Source organism: Neobacillus sp. DY30 (genome assembly GCF_030123065.1).
Classification (GTDB): Bacteria; Bacillota; Bacilli; order Bacillales; family Cytobacillaceae; genus Neobacillus.
On sequence record NZ_CP126093.1, the window covers coordinates 948,877 to 967,118 of the forward strand.

Below are 18,242 nucleotides of genomic sequence, written 5' to 3' on the forward strand. Positions count from 1 at the left end.
TGACTGGTTAGCAGGCAAGACCTAAAATGAGTTAAGGACAGAATGTACCTTTGTGTATAAGTCCTTACCATTTTAGGTCTTTTTTATTTGCTATTTAACACAGCCTAACGTTTAAATCATATTAAATAAGGAGTTTTTCAGATGAAAAAGAATAAGAGTATATTGATGGGGTTACTTGTTTTAACATTATGCTTCATTACGATTATAGAAGTTTTAATAGAAAAGCAAGAGAAATCTAGATTAGAAATAACTAATAAAAATCAAAAGAATGACCAATCCCTAGACCTGGTGCTTAGCGGCAATGATTCTCTCCATCAATGGGGATTTGACGAAGGGGCTGGAAAAGTCACACGTGATTGTGGTCAATCCAAGTTGTCTGCTATTCATTATGGATTAAAATCAGATCCTGAATGGAAAAACGGCATTAGCGGGAAAGCATTATTATTTGATGGGTATTCAAATTGGCTAGAAATAGCTCCAGAAGAGGTAAATAAACCAGCTGAATCTTTTTCGATTGAAGCATGGGTTGCACCGAGAGCCTATGAATGGGGAGACAATGGACAAACCTCGGTTATTATCAATCAACACGATAAAGGAAATAAACAAGGATTTATTGTGGGGATGGGGCGGCATGGATATATAACGTTTCAGCTTGCCCTAAACGGTGAATGGCATGAAATTTGGTCGCCGGAAGGGAAAATTTTACCGAAAGATAAATGGTCTTATGTTGTTGCCCAATTTGAAAAAGAAACAAATAAAATCTCACTATATTTAAACGGTGAACTAATAATGGAAAAAGAAGTGCCGAATCATAGTGAGTTTACACCAGCGGCTCATCTGCCGTTACTAGTTGGCAAACACAATCAGGCAGCCGCTGTGTCTGATGTATTCCAAGTTAATATGTTTAATGGGTTAATGGACAATGTTTCATTGTACAGTAAAGCATTTAGCAATGAATCTATTAAACAGCACTATGAGGAGGTCATTAACAAATGGAACAATAAACTGCCGATACCAGATACTTCATTTGATCGAACCGTTTATAAAGGAGACCGCTATCGCCCTAATTATCATTTTACTGCTCCACAGCATTGGATGAATGAACCACATGCACCTATTTACTATAACGGAAAATACCATTTATTTTATCAATTTAATCCAGCTGGTCCTTTTTGGCATCAGATTCACTGGGGACATGCTGTAAGTAACGACATGATTCATTGGGAAGATAGTCCCGTTGCACTAAGTCCAACAGAGGGAACAGCCGCCAGGGATGGCGTGTGGTCTGGAAGTGCAACATATGACGAAAATGGGGTACCAGTGTTATTTTACACAGCAGGACACGATGAAATGAAGCCGAATCAAATGACGGGTATGGCGCACGCAGCAGATTCAAAGGATGTCAACTTAAATCACTGGAACATGAATCCAAACCCTGTAACCATTCAAGCGGAAAATATCGATACACCAAAAGGAAAGGTGATGTTTGGACAATTTCGCGATCCTTATGTATGGAAAGATGGAGACAACTGGTATCAGCTTGTTGGATCAGGAGTGGAAAAGGCTGGTGGAACAGCTTTACTCTATAGTTCCAAAGATCTAGAAAACTGGAAGTATGAAAAGCCGCTTATGATTGGTGATAAAGTAAAATACCCGCGTACAGGAGATGTATGGGAACTTCCATTTTTAGTACCGATTAAAAACAAGGAGACAGGTGAACAAAAATATGTATTTATGATCAGTCCTTATTTTAAGTCCCCCAGTCCAGATGCTGCCCGCTTTACGTTTTATTGGATTGGGACATGGGACCCAGAACGGCTGGAGTTTATCCCTGATCATGAGGATCCTAAAATGTTTGATTATGGTGAACATTTTACAGGAGCACAAGGTTTTATAGACAAGAATGGCCGTACCATTGTAACAAGTATTTTACAAGACAGGCGTTCGGAAAAAGAAAAATATCACTCAGGGTGGGCACATGGAGCTGGCCTGCCGCTTGAAATCTATTTAAATAATAATCAAGATCTTGGTATTCGTCCGATTGATGAGGTCCAATTACTTCGAAGAGAAGAACTAATATCCATTGAAAATGTTTCAATGGATGAAGCAAATAAACAGCTTGAAAAAATCCAAAGTGACCAAATAGAAATCGAGCTAGAATTAGATGTTTCACATTTGAAAGAGGCGGGTTTGAAACTATTAAAAGATCCAAATAATCAGGAAGAAACGATTATTTTTTATAATCATGATAGTAAAACCATTCAGATTGACCGCAGTCGATCTAGTAAAAATCCCGATATTGAAAAGGGAATCCAAGGCGGAGAGCTGAACGTTGAAAACAATACATTAAGGATAAAACTATTTATTGATAAATCCATTGTTGAAGCATATGTCAATAATGAAAAAAGCATTTCTTCCCGCGTATTTCCAACGCTCGATCAATCAAAAGGACTCGAAGTTTATGGGATTGATGGGGATCCGTTTGTACGCTTGATGAGAGTATGGAATTTAGGTACAGCCATTAAAGGAGAGGAAGATTAACCTATTGGTTTAAACTCTCTTAAATTTGTTTTTTATGAAAATTTAACTATAAATTCCTTTTGGAATTAAGGGTATATTATCCTATTGCTATAAACTGTCCAACAGCATATACTCTTCCGTATAAACAAAATTATGTGGGATTGTGACTGGACAGCAGGCAAGACCTAAAGTGTAGTAAGGGCGAAGTGTACCTTTTGGTAGACACACCCTTATACATTTTAGGTCTTTTTTTGTTGCCTAGGAAAGGAATTTGACTAGTTTGAAAAGAAGGAAAATTCTAAACAGACATCATGACCACGCGGAAAATGGAGGATTTAAGGAAATGGAAATGAAAACTCGAAACAAATCAAAATTGAAAAAGCTAGTTTTGACAGCACTCGTGGCTGCCAATTGCCTAGCCGCAGCACCTGCGTTTGCAGAGGAAATTAGTTCAGATTACACGTCAATCTGGTCACGTCAGCAAGCAGAAAAAGTAACGCCGACAGATAAAACAACAGCACCAAAAATTGATCTTGAATTTGATCTTGTAGCACCTGATCAATGGGTATGGGATACTTGGCCGCTTCAGAATAGAGATGGTTCACTGGCTATTGTTAATGGCTACCGCGTGGCTTTTGCATTGGTAGCACCGCGCTCCCTAGGTTGGGGTGAACGCCATACGGAAGCAAGAATTGGTATGTTCTACTCTAAAAACGGCAAAGATTGGACTTACGCAGGAATCCCTTATGACTATGATAAAGCCTTAGGTTATATGCAATGGGCTGGTACATCTATGATAGATGAGAATGGAAAAGTGCATTTATTCTATACGGCAACTGGTGATAGAGATAATTGGGATTACAATGGCTGGGATAAAAGAGCCGTACAGCGTCTTGCTAAAACTACCTTTGACATCAGTGCCGATAAAAACGGTGTCCATCTGACGAATGAAGGGAAACATCAAATCATTCTTGAAGCAGACGGCAAACACTATGAAACAATCGAACAAGCAAATAGTCCTATCATTACGGCATTCCGAGATCCATTCTTCTTACAGGATCCGAACACTGGAAAAGAGTATATTATCTTCGAAGGACAAGCTGGAAGCAACAGAGATTTTATCAAACCCGAAAATATCGGTGATGAAGAATACCGCAAAACCCACTCAGTTCCTGCTGGAGCCGAATTGTATAACGGTAATATCGGAATCGCAGAAGTACTTGATAAGGATGTAACAAAATTAAAGCTTCTGCCTCCATTGCTTGAGTCAGTGGGAACAAACCACCAGATGGAACGTCCGCATGTTGTCGTAAATGGAGATGATTATTATCTATTTACCATCAGCCATACATTTACTTATGCTCCAGGCTTAACTGGTCCTGATGGTGTCTATGGTTTTGTTGGTAAAGGGCTGTTCGGTGACTATAAACCAATGAACGAAAGTGGTCTTGTAATTGCAAATCCTAAGGAAAACCCATATCAAGCCTATTCTTGGATGGTCCTTCCAGACCAACAGGTAATCAGCTTTATTAACGAGCCGAAGGATGAGAACGGTAATGTAAAATTTGGAGGTACCTTCGCACCAACTCTAAAAGTGAAACTGAATGGAGATACATCTGAAATTACACATGAAGGTAAACACGGTGAAATTAAGCCATTTGGGGCAAATCGTTAATCGTTAAATTAAATAGGAAGAGGAGAAAAAGGATGATCTTTAATTATAAGAAAGCTGTATCTGCAATCGTGTTAACAGCAAGTGTTGTTGCCTCGACTTTTTCTGGACTAACTGTAAAAGCAGAAAGCACCGAGCAAACGGTAAATTGGACACGAGAACAGGTGTCAAAAATTGAACTTAATCAAGACAATACTTTACCTTATACAGATATAAGTGAGCTGGAGAAATTAGCACCAGGTTATCATATTTGGGACACATGGCCGCTGACTGATCGCGATGGAAATATCGCTAGCGTGAAAGGCTGGAAAGTGATGTTTGCACTATCCGCACCAAATGATGTGCTGCCGGGTAAAGTACATGATATCGCAACGATCCGCTATTTTTACTCGAAAAACGGTAAAGATTGGACTCTTGGCGGGACACTTTTCCAAGAAGGAGCTTCATTAGGTTCTCGTGAGTGGGCTGGATCTGCCATGATGGATAATGGGAAAATTCATGCATTCTATACAGCAACTGGACACAGAGGTGAGGAGCGGTTGACATTTGAGCAGCGCCTTGCCATGGCAACAGGTGATATTATTGCAGATCATAATGGAGTTCATTTTGAAAACTGGGGCAAACACAAGATCATTTTAGAGCCGGACGGCAAATATTATCAGACGAAAGAACAGGCTCATAAGGGTGAAGGCGGCGGTTATGCTTTCCGTGACCCGATGTGGTTTAAAGACCCAAAAACGAATAAGGAATATATTTTATTTGAAGGAAATTCAGGGGGGACTGTAGGCGAGCGCACATATAAACAAGAATTTGCTGGAAGTTCCGAGTATGCCAGCAAGAACCCTGTACCTGCAGGAGCCGTTCATGCGAATGCAAACATTGGTATTGCAGAGGTAGTTGATGGTGATCCTTCAAAACTTAAAATGATGCCTCCACTTTTGGAAGCAAATTATGTAAATGAAGAATTAGAACGCCCGCACATTGTTGTAAAGGATAAAAAATATTATCTATTTACTGACAGCCATATCAATAAGTATGCTGAAGGGCTGCAAGGACCTGAAGGGTTATATGGATTTGTTTCCGATACGTTGATTGGTGGTTATGAGCCGCTGAATGAAAGTGGTTTGGTTTTAGCCAATCCTCCGGAAAATCCATACCAAGCGTATTCATGGCTTGTACTTCCTAATTTAAATGTGGTCGGGTTTGCTCATTTTGGAGATTTAGGCGATATGTCAATTGGTGATGTTGGCAACCAATCACCAGAATTCCAATTTAGCCATTTTGGAGGCACATTGGCTCCAACAATCCAGCTGTCAATCAAAGGTGACACAACAAAAATAGCAAAAGAGTTAAGCCCAGGCTGGATTAAACAATAAGGAAATGATTTAGAATAATGAGAAAGGTCAGTCAATCGTTTAAAATATTGGCTGACCTTTCTATGAAAAGAAGAGGACAACGTTATATAGACAAGGAAGGTATTTAGGGGATGAAAAGGAACAAAATCAAAAAGAGCAAATCTATTATAGCTGCTATTATAGGACTTTTTACTATTTTTACACCCATTGTCAGCTCAAGTGTTTTTGCTCAAGAAAATACAGATACATTCAACTGGACACGAGAAAATGTTAGTAATCTTATGATAAATGACCATAATACAGCACCGGAAATTAATAAAGACGAGCTTGTTGAAATTTCTTCAGACTCTTATATTTGGGATACATGGCATTTGCAGGATTTAAATGGTCATCCAGCTGTTGTTAACGGCTATAAAATTATTTTCGCCTTATCCGTTCCAAAGGATGTACTTCCTGGAAAACGCCATGATACAGCTGAAATACATTATTTCTATTCAAAGGATGGAAAGAGCTGGGTGTCGGGTGGCCCAGTTTTTAAAGATGGTGAAGCATTGGGATCCAGACAATGGGCTGGCTCTTCCATTGTTACTCGAGATGGAAAGCTGCAAATCTTTTACACAGCTACAGGACAAAACAATGAAACTCAACTGAGCTATGATCAGCGGATCGCAACTGCAACTGCAGATATTCGTACAACAAACACCAGTGTGGCATTTACGAATTGGTCGGAACATGAAATTATTCTTGAGCCAGATGGTGAATACTATCAAACAAAGGAACAAACAGGACACGAAGAATCCTCTTATGCATTCCGTGACCCGTATTTTTTCCAGGATCCGAAGACTGGGGAAGAATATCTTTTATTTGAAGCAAACTCTGCTGGAAAGCTTGAAGACCGCCCATTTAAACATGAATATATTGGGTCCGAAGAATTCCGCCGAAACCATGTCAGCCCTGAAGGTTCAAAAGCTTTTAATGGCAGTATAGGTATCGCAAAAGCATCTGGTGAAGGGTTGGCTAAATTTAAACTGCTGCCGCCTTTATTAGAAGCAAATTATGTTAATGACGAACTTGAACGGCCAAGTGTAATCGTAAAAGGAAACAACTATTATCTTTTTACAAAAACACATACTGAGAAATTCGCATCTGGCCTTGATGCGCCGGAAGGATTATATGGATTTACTTCAGACTCACTCTTTGGAGGCTATAAACCGTTGAATAAAAGTGGACTAGTCATTGCAAATCCAATGGAAAATCCGTATCAGGCATATTCTTGGATGGTTATGCCGAATGGCACTGTTATAAGTTTTGTGAATTATGTTAATGTTGACGATAAAGATATTCATGAAATTGGTGAACAATCACCAGAGTATCAAAAGGAACATTTTGGCGGAATGCTGGCACCTTCCATAAAAATATCTATCACACGTGATGAAACAAAGATTCTTCATGAGAAGAAGCAAGGTGTTTTTAAATAATCGATTAGGATACGAGAGTGGCGTTCAGTTAATAACTGAGCGCCACTGTACATTGTTAAAGTATTTGTCATTATTTACCTGGAAATCAGGGCACAACAATAAGCCAAAACGGACGAATTTATAAATTCAAGGTGGAGGATGAATATACAAGACAAACGGAAAGAACCTCAGGATATTGCTCAAGACTTATTACCGTTATTAGGCGGAAAAGACAATATTAAAAAGATGACCCATTGCACGACCCGATTACGTTTTGAGCTTCAAGATGAGTGCAAGGTTAATAAAGCGGCAATAGATGAAATGAATGGTGTACATGGGACCTTTTCTCGAATGGGACTTTTCCAAATTATTTTAGCTCCAGGTGTTGTCAATAAGATATACAGGGCAATTCATGAAACAAAGCCAGATCCTGTTTCTGGAACCTCCAATACTGAACCGCCAAAGGTGAGAATGAATCCTTTTATTCAATTTGCTAGGACTTTGTCTAATATTTTTGTTCCTATTATTCCTGCTATTGTTGCAAGTGGTTTATTAATGGGACTTATCGGAATGATCAAGGTGTTTCAGTGGGCACCGCAGGATAGTTCCTTAATGAAAATGTTGGATATTTTTTCAAGTGCTGCCTTTATTATTTTGCCAATATTGATTGGTTTTAGCGCTGCTAAGGAATTTGGAGGCAATCAATTCCTGGGTGCAGTAATAGGAGGAATTTTAACTCACCCTGCCCTCTTAAATCCTTCTGCGCTTGGATATAAAGTACCAGAATATATCGAGGTGATAGGGATTGATATACCTTTAATCGGGTATCAGGGAACAGTAATACCGATATTAATTTCTGTTTTTATTATGAGCAGGCTTGAATTGCGCTTAAGGAAAATGGTCCCAAGTTCATTAGATTTGTTCCTTATCCCGTTTTTAATCATTATATTTATTGGTTTTATCTCCCTTTTAATTATCGGACCGATCTCATTATTTATCGGTGACATCATGACAAATACATTTGAGTTTGTCTATAAAGCTGGAGTAATCGCCGGGTTTTTATTTGGCGGCTTATATTCTCTCATTGTGATCACGGGGTTACATCATACTTTACATGCAGTCGAAATGGAATTACTCGCAAATCCAGAGATAGGTGTGAACTTTTTATTACCGATTTGGTCAATGGCCAATATTGCTCAAGGTGGAGCGGGGCTAGCTGTATTTTTTAAAACAAGGAACGAGAGAATAAAAAAAATTGCGATCCCTTCCGCTTTTTCAGCCTTTTTCGGTATTATTGAACCGGTTATTTTTGGGATTAATATAAAACTTGTTAAACCATTTATAGGTGCAGCTATAGGAGGTTCTTTTGGAGGAGCGTATGTGGTTCTTACACATGTCGTGGCAAATTCCTTTGGTTTAACAGGAATTCCAATGATTGCTATTGTAGCGCCATTAGGGATTTCGAATTTAGCGCATTACCTTATTGGTCTCGGTATCTCTGTAATGACTGCATTCATAGCTACTTTTATTCTTTGGGGGAATGAAGAAGCCGAATAAAGTAGTCATGATTATAATCACAGCCAAATGCGAGAGCAAAGGAGGAAGGTGAAAGATATGAGAATTAATAAAATCTTAAATAATTGTGTAGTTGTAGTGAAAGACGCAGACGGAGAAAAGATTGTGATGGGAGAAGGGATAGGATTCCAGAAAAGAAAGAATGATCTGGTGAATCAAGATAAAATTGATAAAGTTTTTATCATGAAGGATCCAAATGAGCATAAAAAATTCGAAGAAATATTACAATTCTTACCGGAAGAGCATATACAAGTAGCAGAAGAGATTATCACTTATGCAGAAAAGGACTTAGGTGTCATGGTAAACGAGCATATCCATGCTGCCTTTTGTGATCACTTATCATTTGCAATTGAACGATTAACAAATGGTATTTCCATTAAAAATGTACTGCTTGATCAAATTAAAATTCTTTATGTAAAAGAGTATCAAATAGGACTTTGGGCAAAGGAGTTAATAAAAGAAAAATTAGGAGTAGAAATTCCTGAAGATGAAGTAGGAAATATTGCGATGCATATGCATACTGCCAGAATGAATGCAGGCGATATGCAGGAAACAATTGATATTACAACGACTATTCAAGAAATTACGAGAATCATTGAAAGTTGTTTAAATATAAATATTGTCGAAGATACGATGTCATATGAACGATTAATTACCCATTTACGTTTTTCACTTAAAAGTCTATTATCAAATGAGACGAACCATGACTATGATCCAAAAATGGCTTCGATGATCAAGGAAAATTTTAAAGAAGCATTTTCCTGTGCACAAGAAGTTGGTCAATTTGTGGAAGGGAAATATCATATAAAATACCCAGATGCAGAGTTAATGTATATTTCCATGCATATTCAAAGATTTTATAATCGAGCTAATATGCAGGAAAACAAACATGAAGGCTGATGTTCATAAGATAATATTCAAGGCTTTCCGACTTATTCGGAAGGCTTTTTATGTTTTGAGTTAATTTTAGGACCTTACACTCGTTTTTTACAAAAGGTCGACAAAAAATATTAAATCCAGTCTAAAACTACAGAATACCTGGTGACTTAATTCATTTTTAATTAATAAGCTTGAAGGAAGTGGTAGCACTTATTAATTAAACTTAAGCGATTGCCAGTTTGGAGATAATGTTCTAATATTTGAAGATTTGGCTTAACATATTTTTTGCCGACTTTATTGTCATTTTGTATACAGAAGATTCTGTTTCGAAAATCGATTGTTTCTTCACTCATAAGTTGAAGTTTCTTAACCATGGAGTGAATATTGTCCAGAGGACTTGAAGTCACTACGCTGCTTTGCAAGCGGAATAGATAGGAGGGGTAGCCGGATTTGTGCTGAGAATGATATCCATGAGTGTGATACGAATAGCCGCAAAATAAAATATTAGTTGTCATATGCTCCCTCTTTTTTAATAAAATAGCAAAATAGTAGATGTTTTGATTATATCATCTATGTTTAAATGTTGTAACACCCTATAAGATGTAATTAAATAATCAAGGTTTCTAGAAATGGGGAAGAAGGATGACATATATTCCAGTTGCTGTCCAAATGTTCACATTGCGGGAAGAAAGTGCCCAAGATTTTGCCGGAACATAAAAAAAAGTAGCTGAGCTTAGCTTTGATGGTATTGAATTTGCCGGGTATGGCGGATTGACTGCAAAAGAAGTTAGAGCTTTATTAGATGGGTTTGGACTCCAAGCAGCGGCCAGTCACGTGCCTCTGGAAGAAATGGAAAATAATCTGTATCAAGTTATTGAGGATCAGAAAGTATTAGGAAGCTATTATGTGGTCTGCCCTTATTTACTGCCAGATCGCCGCAGCATTGAGGATTACAAAGCTCTTATTTCCTTTTTGGATCAAACTGGTGAAACCTGCCGTCAGGAAGGCATTTACTCTTTGCTATCATAACCATGACTTTGAACTAGAGCGGAGTTCAAATGGCAAAACAATCCTCGAAGCCATTTTTGATAAAACGCACTCTATTAATGTAAAAACAGAACTGGATGTATATTGGCTGACAAAAGCGGGCGAAAATCCGGTTGAGTGGATGGATCGATACAAAAATCGAACACCCCTTATTCATTTAAAGGACATGACGACAGACGGTGAACAATTTTTTGCCGAGCTAGGAACAGGCGGGTTGATATTGAAGCCGTGCTACATAAAGGAAAGGAAAACGGAGTTGAGTGGTGGGTGGTCGAGCAGGATGTTTGCCGCCGTTCACCATTTGAAAGCATTAAAATCAACATGAATTACTTAAAAACAGTGAATAATAATTAAGTTACCCGAGTTCAATATTTTCCACCCTACGTGTCAATGTAAGCAGTTTCATTAATGGTTCAATCCATTAAAATAATAGAAAAGTAATCTCAAAAGGGAGTTTGGTTATCATGGTAAAAGTAACTGTATGGAATGAAAATCGTCACGAACAAAAAAATCCGGTTGTAAGAGATATATACCCTGACGGCATTCATGGTACAATAGCAGAATTTTTAAAAGAAAACGGTCATGAAGTAAAGACCGCTACTCTAGACGAACCAGAGCATGGCTTAACGGATGAAGTTCTAGACAATACCGAGGTGTTAGTTTGGTGGGGGCATTTAGCACATGGTGAAGTAAAGGATGAAATTGTTCAAAAGGTTCAGCAGCGCGTTCTCGACGGTATGGGTCTGATTGTTCTTCATTCCGGGCATTTCTCAAAAATATTTAAGACATTGATGGGAACCAGTTGTGATTTAAAATGGCGGGAAGCAGACGAAAAAGAGAGACTTTGGGTAGTAAGTCCAAGTCATCCGATTGTAGAAGGTATCTCAGAGTATATTGAATTAGAAAAGGAAGAAATGTATGGGGAACATTTTGATATTCCGCAGCCAGATGAACTGATCCTTACAAGCTGGTTTGAAGGTGGAGAGGTGTTCCGCAGCGGCTGTACATTCAAACGTGGAAACGGGAAAGTATTTTACTTCCGTCCTGGACATGAAACCTATCCTACTTACCACAACAAAGACATCCAACGAGTCATTAGTAATGCGGTAAAATGGGCAAAGCCGGTAAAGCGTGAACGTCCAGTCTATGGAAATGCAAAACCACTAGAAGGTATTGCACGGAAATAAGAATGGAAAAATTAAAAGCAGGCTTGAAGTAGAATGATGAAGATAACTTCTCAGCTGCCTATTGGGGTGAGGAGTTTTTATATGTTATAGTATTTTTTATTATTTTGGCGGGAGGGTCATAGTGTGAAAATGAATGATCAATGGTGGAAGAAAAGTGTCGTGTATCAAATTTATCCGCGAAGTTTTATGGATTCTAATGGAGATGGAATTGGTGATCTCCAAGGGATTATCCAAAAACTCGATTACTTGAAGTTATTGGGTGTAGATGTTATTTGGCTCAGCCCTGTTTATGATTCACCAAATGATGATAATGGGTATGACATCCGAAACTATCAAGCCATCATGAAAGAGTTCGGAACCATGGGTGAATTTGACCAGCTTCTCACGGAAATACATAAAAGAGGGCTGAAGGTCATTATGGATTTAGTGGTTAACCATACCTCGGATGAACACGAATGGTTTGTAGAATCCAAAAAATCGAAAGACAATCCATATAGAGATTATTATATTTGGCGGGAAGAACCAAATAACTGGGGCTCAGTATTCAGTGGGTCTGCCTGGGAGCATGACGAAACGACGAATGAGTATTATTTGCATTTATTTTCAAAAAAACAACCAGATCTAAATTGGGAAAATCCAAAGCTCCGTCAGGAAGTATATCAAATGATGAAATTCTGGCTGGATAAAGGAATTGACGGCTTCCGAATGGATGTTATTAATTTTATTTCTAAACATCCAGATCTTCCGGATGGTGTGAAAGATGAGCAGCAGCAATATGGCGATGGCAGCCCTTACTTCATGAATGGACCAAGAATTCATGAGTTTTTGCATGAAATGAACCAAGAGGTTTTATCAAAGTCTCCGGTCATGACAGTTGGTGAAATGCCGGGTGCTTCACCTGAGGACGCCATCCAATATACAGATCCTAATCGGGAAGAAGTAAATATGATTTTTACTTTTGAACATATGGATTTAGACAGTGCACCAGGAGGTAAATGGAATTTAAAACCATTATATTTACCTGATTTGAAGGAAAACTTGGCGAAGTGGCAGACGGCACTGCATAATAAGGGCTGGAATAGCCTATATTGGAACAATCATGACCAGCCGCGGATTGTTTCACGGTTTGGTGATGATCAAGACTACCGCGTAGAATCAGCAAAAATGCTTGCAACATGTCTTCACTTTATGCAAGGAACACCGTATATTTATCAAGGTGAAGAAATTGGAATGACGAATGTGAAGTTTGATTGCCTTGAGGATTATCGTGATATCGAGACCATCAATATGTATCATGAGAGAAAATCTCTAGGAAATTCCCATGAGGATATCATGAATTCTATTTACACAAAGGGAAGAGATAATGCGAGAACACCCATACAGTGGGATGATTCGGAAAATGGAGGATTTACATCCGGCAAACCATGGATTCAAGTGAATCCCCGCTATAAAGAAATTAATGTTAAAGCAGCACTGGAAGATCCAAATTCAATCTTTTATTTTTATCAAAAATTGATTGCTTTACGAAGAGAACTGGATATCATTGTCGAAGGAAGTTTCCAATTGCTCTTAAAGGATCATCCAGAAATATTTGCTTACGAAAGAAAATGGCAGGATGACCATCTGATTGTATTGTGTAATTTTAGTAGCTCCGAAATTGTCATTGATGAGGAAGATTTGCTGTCAAAAATGCAGGAATATCAAGTGGTTATTTCCAATTATGAACAGGGTAATAAGGGGACTTTACGTCCTTACGAAGCTATTGTGTTAAGAAAGTAAATCATGAAAAAGGGGCTCTCTTACGAGCCCCTTTTCTCTTATATAATTTGTAAAATGGCAAATCCATTGCCTTCAAGCTGGGTCGTAAAAGCTTCAGCGGAATTCTTCTTTTCTTCTCCGGTCCATAAATCTTTAATATTTTTCTTTGCTGCACTAAATGGAATTTCAAAATTCACAGGATCGTTGCTAGTATTAAGGATGATGAGAATTGTTTGTTCATCATTTGCCTTTGTATAAGCGAGACAATCTAGATTTTCAGAATCAACAAAGGTAAAGTCTCCTTCGTTTCGAAGTAACGAATGTTCCCTTCGCAATTGAATTAGTTTATGAACATGGTTAAATAGGTCTGTATTTTGTTGCGCTGTATCCCACTCCATACACTTACGGCAGCCAGGATCTTGGGTACCGGTCATACCAATTTCATCTCCGTAATAAATACAAGGAGTTCCAATAAAGGTTAGTAACATGGTAAAGACTTGTTTTACCCGGTCGATATCATCGCCGCATTCCGTCAGTATCCGTGGAGTGTCATGGCTGCCGACCAAATTAAAAGCTACATCGTTTACATTTTTAGGATACATATGAATAACGCCTGTCATATTCTCCATAAATTGTTTTGCAGAGATGGTTTGCTTAGCAAATAAGTTTAATATATTTGTGGTAAAAGGATAATTCATGACAGCGTCAAACTGATCACCTCTAAGCCACGGCATCGAGTCGTGCCAAATTTCCCCTAGTATATATAAATCTGATTTGATTGCTTTTACTTCTTTACGGAACTCTCTCCAGAATGCGTGGTCTACCTCGTTTGCAACATCCAGTCTCCAGCCATCGATATCAAACTCTCTTACCCAGTATCGGCCTACCTCTAATAGATAATCTTTTACTTCAGGATTTTCAGTATTTAGCTTTGGCATAAACGGAGTAAAGGCGAATGTATCATAATTTGGTTTTGGTTCGGTTACAATAGGAAATTCATGGATATGGAACCAATTTTTAAATCGGGAATTTTCCCCTTTTTCAAGGACATCCTGAAAGTGAGGGAATAAAAAGCCGCTATGGTTGAATACGGCATCAAGCATAATTTTAATCCCATGTTGATGGCAGGATTCTACCAACTTTTTAAACGTTTCCTTTGTTCCGAACTGCGGATCTATTTCTAAATAGTCAATGGTGTCGTACTTATGGTTGGAAAACGCTTTAAAAATGGGAGTGAAGTAAATACCTGATATTCCAATTTTTTTTAGGTATGGTATGTTTTGCAATACCCCTTCAATATCTCCGCCAAAAAAGTTGGTTGGTGAAGGTTCTTCACTGCCCCATGGAACCACACCCTCAGGATCATTGGCTTTATTTCCATTAGCAAAACGTTCAGGAAATATCTGATACCACACCGTATCCTTTACCCAATGTGGAGCAGTAAAAATGTCGATCGTATTCATAAAAGGGAAACAAAAATAATAGGCAGTATCGTCCAACGGGGGCTCTGTATAGTACCCTTTTTCTGTTAGACAGGTAGTTTCTGCACCATCTTCTAAAATAAAACCATAGCGCAATCTTCGGAAGGGAGGAGCTACAGCCACAACCCAATAATCAAATAATTGATCAGAACCGCTCTTTTTTAATGGTGTCATGCTTGTCTGCCATTGATTTTCTTTCCAATCATAGGGATCACCATAGATAAGAGTAACTGCATAAACATCATTTTTTTTCGTGCGAATTTGGATATTCAACTTACCATCTGCGCAAACGTATGCATAATTATCCTTGGGCCGATGATAAATGGCTTCTTTTAACAAAAGAGTCAACTCCTTATTCATAGCTATTCATTCAAGGGCTATTTTACCCTAAAAGCCTTGATAATACTAGGATATATTTAGATAATAATTTCCCAATAAATCTATAAAAAAATTTTTTTTGAAAAAAGTTGTTGTATTTTTAAAAAATGGGCATATAATTAGACTTAAGTTGTGCAACCGTTTTCGCAAATGTAAGCGCTATTTGAAAGGGTTTGCTTTTTGAAAAGTGTTTGTACAATGCAAAACATCCTAAACAATGCACAGGAGGAGAAAAAATGAAAAAAGCAATATCCATTTTCATGCTTGTTGTTTTAATATTTGGTGTACTTTCAGCGTGTGGACCAAAAAGAGAAGAAACATCAGGTACAAAAGACACTAACAAAACAGAAGATGCAGCAAAACCAGAAAAATTAGTGGTTTGGGAAGATAAAGATAAATCAGGCTGGCTTGAAAAAGTAGCAGCTGACTTTGAAAAAGAATATGGAATTAAGATTGAGTATAAAGAAGTTGAAATGGCTACAAAGATGCGTGATCAGCTTCGTCTTGACGGTCCTGCTGGAACAGGTCCTGACATCGTTACATTACCACATGATCAAATTGGTCAAGTTGTAACGGAAGGCCTTCTTGCTGAACTGAAATTAGATAAAGAAGTTACAGACAAATTCTCGAAATCATCTATTGATGCACAAACATATGACGGTAAAATTTACGGACTTCCAAAGTCCTCTGAGACACCTGTATTTGTTTACAATAAAGATTTACTAAAAGAAGCTCCAAAAACAATGGATGAGCTTTATTCTTTCTCAAAGAATTTCACAAAAGATGGCAAGTTTGGTTTCTTAGCACTTTGGGATAACTTCTATTTCGCTCACGGTATTATTGGCGGTATGGGTGGTTATGTGTTCAATAATGACAATGGAACACTAGATCCTGAAGATATCGGCTTGAATAATAAAGGTGCAGTTGAAGGTACAGAGTATATTCAAAAATGGTACTCTGAAGGATTATTCCCTAACGGTATTATTGGTGAAAATGGCGGATCAGCAATGGACGGTCTATTCACAGAAGGTAAAGTTGCGGCAGTTATGAACGGACCATGGTCATTCCAGCCGTACAAAGATGCAGGAATTAACATTGGAATGGCAGCATTGCCAACTCTTCCAAATGGTGAACATGTTAAAACTTTCATGGGTGTAAAAGGATGGCATGTATCTGCTTACTCTAAGAACCAAGAATGGGCTACTAAATTCTTAGAATTTATTACAAATGATGAAAATGCAAAATACCGCTTCGAACAAACAGCTGAAGTTCCAACAAATACAGCTTTAGTTGATGATCCTGCAATCAAGGATAACGAAGGTGCAAGAGCAGTTGCTGAGCAATCTCAATATGCTGTTCCAATGCCAAACATCCCTGAAATGGGACAAGTTTGGGATCCAATGGCTAAGTCATTACAAACAGTGGTAACAGGTAAAACTGAACCTAAAGCTGCACTTGATTCTGCAGTGGAACAAATTAAAGCAAATATCGCTTCAACAAAATAATTTCAAAGTCAGCAGTACCTCTAAATTGGGGGTACTGCTGACAAATAATGAACAGTTTTGCTGCGTTATGAAGAAAAAAATATTTTTTTCTTGATAAAGCATTAAAGCTTATAAATTTGACTTTAGAAAGGGGAGTTTAGGATGTCTAAAGATTTATCCTATACAACCAGTCACCGTAAAAAAGCCATGATTCTTTCCATTATACCTGGGCTGGGTCAGCTATATAACAAACAGTTCTTAAAGGGAGCATCCTTTCTCATTATGAGTGCTGCTTTCATCTATGTTTTCTATGATTTATTAAACCTAGGTTTATGGGGTTTGGTTACGTTGGGGGAAATCCCATTTGAGGATCATTCTATCTTTTTATTAGTGTACGGTATCTTGGCACTTATCGTTTTAGTATTTGGAATTGGCTTTTATTTATTTAACCTGCGTGACGCCTATAAGGTTGGCCAGAAACGCGATAATCAAGAACCAGTAAGTACAGTGAGAGAGCAATACAGGAATTTGATTGACAATGGTTTTCCATATTTAATTATGTCTCCTGGCTTTTTATTATTAGTATTTGTAGTTATTTTTCCGATACTTTTCGTATTATTACTAGCATTTACGAACTACGATTTATATCATTCTCCTCCTGCGAAACTTGTGGATTGGGTATTATTTAAAAACTTTATTGACATTTTTAAGGTGGATATGTGGCGTGACACCTTCTTCTCGGTATTATCTTGGACTTTGGTTTGGACATTTGTTGCAACCACATTCCAGGTGGCTCTGGGTATTTTCTTAGCGATTATTGTCAATCAAAAGGATGTAAAAGGAAAAGCAATCATTCGTACCGTATTTATTCTTCCTTGGGCAGTACCAGCATTTGTATCCATACTTGTTTTTGCAGGTATGTTTAATGAATCCTTTGGTGCGATTAACAGAGATATTCTAGGATTCTTCGGTATGGAAGGTCTTCCTTGGATGACAGAACCAATTTTCACAAGAATCGCCTTAATCTTTATGCAAACATGGCTTGGCTTCCCGTTCATTTTTGCGATGACAACAGGTGTCCTGCAGTCAATTTCACAGGACTTATACGAAGCCGCTACGGTTGATGGTGCATCCAACTTCCAAAAGTTTAAAAATATTACTTTGCCGCTTGTGCTTTATGCTATTGCACCGGTTTTAATAACTCAATATACATTCAATTTTAATAATTTTAACATCATCTATTTATTTAATGGTGGCGGACCGGCTATCTCTGGTCAAAATGCTGGAGGAACAGATATCTTAATTTCTTGGATATACCGCCTGACAATGACTTCAGCTCAATACTCCAAGGCGGCAACGTTAACGATGTTGTTATCCATCATTGTTATTACAGTTGCGATCTGGCAGTTTAAAAGAACAAAATCATTCCAAGAAGAGGATATGATGTAA

12 protein-coding genes and 1 pseudogene are annotated in these 18,242 nt (G+C 38.0%); 11 read left to right on the forward strand and 2 right to left on the reverse strand.

Annotated elements, in window-relative coordinates; translation table 11 throughout:
* Positions 1-141: 141 nt before the first annotated feature.
* From QNH29_RS04450 to QNH29_RS04475, 6 genes are all read left to right on the forward strand, one after another.
* The gene (locus tag QNH29_RS04450) at positions 142-2,541 is read left to right on the forward strand and encodes a glycoside hydrolase family 32 protein (RefSeq protein ID WP_283863647.1); all 2,400 of its coding nucleotides are present in this window, start codon (positions 142-144) and stop codon (positions 2,539-2,541) included.
* Positions 2,542-2,863: 322 nt separating this feature from the next.
* Positions 2,864-4,195 carry a glycoside hydrolase family 68 protein gene (locus QNH29_RS04455; RefSeq protein ID WP_283863648.1) on the forward strand — a complete coding sequence of 444 codons (1,332 nt, stop codon included), beginning with the start codon at positions 2,864-2,866 and terminating at the stop codon, positions 4,193-4,195.
* 32 nt (positions 4,196-4,227) lie between these two features.
* On the forward strand, positions 4,228-5,568 hold the full coding sequence (locus QNH29_RS04460; protein WP_283863649.1) for a glycoside hydrolase family 68 protein: 1,341 nt from the start codon (positions 4,228-4,230) through the stop codon (positions 5,566-5,568).
* Between the two features lie 110 nt (positions 5,569-5,678).
* Entirely contained in the window at positions 5,679-7,025 is a 1,347-nt protein-coding gene (locus QNH29_RS04465) for a glycoside hydrolase family 68 protein (RefSeq protein WP_283863650.1), read from the forward strand.
* A gap of 138 nt (positions 7,026-7,163) precedes the next feature.
* Positions 7,164-8,561: a sucrose-specific PTS transporter subunit IIBC gene (locus QNH29_RS04470; protein WP_283863651.1), complete on the forward strand. Its 1,398-nt coding sequence runs from the start codon at positions 7,164-7,166 to the stop codon at positions 8,559-8,561.
* Positions 8,562-8,618: 57 nt separating this feature from the next.
* A complete protein-coding gene (locus QNH29_RS04475) occupies positions 8,619-9,479 on the forward strand; it encodes a PRD domain-containing protein (protein WP_283863652.1) in 861 nt (286 codons plus the stop codon).
* 161 nt (positions 9,480-9,640) lie between these two features.
* On the opposite strand, the gene QNH29_RS04480 is transcribed toward QNH29_RS04475, so the two are convergent.
* Positions 9,641-9,973: a hypothetical protein gene (locus QNH29_RS04480; protein ID WP_283863653.1), complete on the reverse strand. Its 333-nt coding sequence runs from the start codon at positions 9,971-9,973 to the stop codon at positions 9,641-9,643.
* 127 nt (positions 9,974-10,100) lie between these two features.
* Between QNH29_RS04480 and QNH29_RS04485 the strand changes: the two are divergent.
* From QNH29_RS04485 to QNH29_RS04495, 3 genes and pseudogenes are all read left to right on the forward strand, one after another.
* Positions 10,101-10,859, forward strand: a pseudogene (locus tag QNH29_RS04485) (sugar phosphate isomerase/epimerase family protein).
* 110 nt (positions 10,860-10,969) lie between these two features.
* Positions 10,970-11,692 carry a ThuA domain-containing protein gene (locus QNH29_RS04490; protein ID WP_283863654.1) on the forward strand — a complete coding sequence of 241 codons (723 nt, stop codon included), beginning with the start codon at positions 10,970-10,972 and terminating at the stop codon, positions 11,690-11,692.
* A 129-nt stretch (positions 11,693-11,821) separates the two neighbouring features.
* Positions 11,822-13,471 (forward strand): glycoside hydrolase family 13 protein, encoded by a 1,650-nt coding sequence (locus tag QNH29_RS04495; protein WP_481858817.1) that lies wholly within the window; start codon positions 11,822-11,824, stop codon positions 13,469-13,471.
* Positions 13,472-13,509: 38 nt separating this feature from the next.
* Here the strand turns inward: QNH29_RS04495 and QNH29_RS04500 are convergent, their stop codons facing one another.
* A complete protein-coding gene (locus QNH29_RS04500) occupies positions 13,510-15,270 on the reverse strand; it encodes an alpha-glycosidase (RefSeq protein ID WP_481858818.1) in 1,761 nt (586 codons plus the stop codon).
* 275 nt (positions 15,271-15,545) lie between these two features.
* Between QNH29_RS04500 and QNH29_RS04505 the strand changes: the two genes are divergently transcribed.
* Entirely contained in the window at positions 15,546-16,814 is a 1,269-nt protein-coding gene (locus QNH29_RS04505; protein ID WP_283863657.1) for an extracellular solute-binding protein, read from the forward strand.
* A 141-nt stretch (positions 16,815-16,955) separates the two neighbouring features.
* Entirely contained in the window at positions 16,956-18,242 is a 1,287-nt protein-coding gene (locus tag QNH29_RS04510; protein ID WP_283863658.1) for a sugar ABC transporter permease, read from the forward strand.

What these genes read in the sequence shown, in the direction of transcription:
- QNH29_RS04465 (WP_283863650.1), top strand. Translation starts at nt 5,679, where the DNA reads ATGAAAAGGAACAAAATCAAAAAGAGCAAATCTATTATAGCTGCTATT.
- QNH29_RS04450 (WP_283863647.1), top strand. Translation starts at nt 142, where the DNA reads ATGAAAAAGAATAAGAGTATATTGATGGGGTTACTTGTTTTAACATTA.
- QNH29_RS04470 (WP_283863651.1), top strand. Translation starts at nt 7,164, where the DNA reads ATGAATATACAAGACAAACGGAAAGAACCTCAGGATATTGCTCAAGAC.
- QNH29_RS04480 (WP_283863653.1), bottom strand. Translation starts at nt 9,973, where the DNA reads ATGACAACTAATATTTTATTTTGCGGCTATTCGTATCACACTCATGGA.
- QNH29_RS04510 (WP_283863658.1), top strand. Translation starts at nt 16,956, where the DNA reads ATGTCTAAAGATTTATCCTATACAACCAGTCACCGTAAAAAAGCCATG.
- QNH29_RS04490 (WP_283863654.1), top strand. Translation starts at nt 10,970, where the DNA reads ATGGTAAAAGTAACTGTATGGAATGAAAATCGTCACGAACAAAAAAAT.
- QNH29_RS04460 (WP_283863649.1), top strand. Translation starts at nt 4,228, where the DNA reads ATGATCTTTAATTATAAGAAAGCTGTATCTGCAATCGTGTTAACAGCA.
- QNH29_RS04475 (WP_283863652.1), top strand. Translation starts at nt 8,619, where the DNA reads ATGAGAATTAATAAAATCTTAAATAATTGTGTAGTTGTAGTGAAAGAC.
- QNH29_RS04455 (WP_283863648.1), top strand. Translation starts at nt 2,864, where the DNA reads ATGGAAATGAAAACTCGAAACAAATCAAAATTGAAAAAGCTAGTTTTG.
- QNH29_RS04495 (WP_481858817.1), top strand. Translation starts at nt 11,822, where the DNA reads ATGAATGATCAATGGTGGAAGAAAAGTGTCGTGTATCAAATTTATCCG.
- QNH29_RS04505 (WP_283863657.1), top strand. Translation starts at nt 15,546, where the DNA reads ATGAAAAAAGCAATATCCATTTTCATGCTTGTTGTTTTAATATTTGGT.